General features: G+C 76.2%; 1 pseudogene. It reads right to left on the reverse strand.

What is annotated here, in order from left to right:
• A pseudogene (locus tag GVL52_RS31890) lies at positions 1 to 428 on the reverse strand (hypothetical protein); the annotation flags it as partial.
• Positions 429 to 480 lie beyond the last annotated feature (52 nt).

A 480-nucleotide genomic window follows, 5' to 3' on the forward strand; every position in this document is an offset into this window, starting at 1 on the left:
GCCTCGGCCTGCGCGAGATCGATCTTGTCGTTCAGGAAGGCGCGCTCGGTGAACTCGCCGGGCCGCGCCAGCCGCAGGCCGGACAGGCGCGGCCGGCCGGTGGCCGCCTGCGCCTCGGCGGCGGCCTGCAGGCAGCGGGCCAGCAGCAATTGCAGCACCACGGGCCCGCCGTGCGCCTGCAGCTCCAGCACGTCCTCGCCGGTGTAGCTGTGCGGCGCGGGGAAGTAGAGCGCCAGTCCCTGGTCGATGGCCTGGCCCGCGGCATCGCGGAACGGCAGGTAGGTGGCCTCGCGCGGGCGCAGCGCGCGCCCGCAGAGCGCCTCCACCAGCGGGCCGAGGCCCCGGCCCGACACGCGCACGATGCCCACGGCGCCCCGCCCCGGTGCGGTGGCGATGGCGGCGATGGGATCGGTGTGGCGGGGCAGCATGGGCGAAACGGCCGCGGCGGCGGCATGGGATGAGAGGGAAGGCGCGCATGAT

Source organism: Rhizobium sp. 18055 (assembly GCF_902706285.1).
In the GTDB taxonomy this organism is placed as follows: domain Bacteria; phylum Pseudomonadota; class Alphaproteobacteria; order Rhizobiales; family Rhizobiaceae; genus Rhizobium.